Source organism: Kluyvera sichuanensis (assembly GCF_014218705.1).
In the GTDB taxonomy this organism is placed as follows: Bacteria; Pseudomonadota; Gammaproteobacteria; order Enterobacterales; family Enterobacteriaceae; genus Kluyvera; species Kluyvera sichuanensis.
This window is the reverse complement of the sequence record NZ_JABBJF010000100.1, coordinates 1-275: the sequence shown is the minus strand read 5'-3', so window position 1 is coordinate 275 and position 275 is coordinate 1. Positions and strand designations below refer to the sequence as shown.

The 275-nt window shown below is 58.9% G+C and carries 1 protein-coding gene; it reads left to right on the top strand.

Annotated features, from left to right (window positions below):
* The coding region (locus HII27_RS27645; protein ID WP_223883310.1) for an IS1 family transposase at positions 1 to 275 on the top strand (275 nt) is incomplete at both ends.

Below are 275 nucleotides of genomic sequence, written 5' to 3'. Positions count from 1 at the left end.
CAGTCGGTAACCTCGCGCATACAGCCGGGCAGTGACGTCATCGTCTGCGCGGAAATGGACGAACAGTGGGGCTATGTCGGGGCTAAATCGCGCCAGCGCTGGCTGTTTTACGCGTATGACAGGCTCCGGAAGACGGTTGTTGCGCACGTATTCGGTGAACGCACTATGGCGACGCTGGGGCGTCTTATGAGCCTGCTGTCACCCTTTGACGTGGTGATATGGATGACGGATGGCTGGCCGCTGTATGAATCCCGCCTGAAGGGAAAGCTGCACGT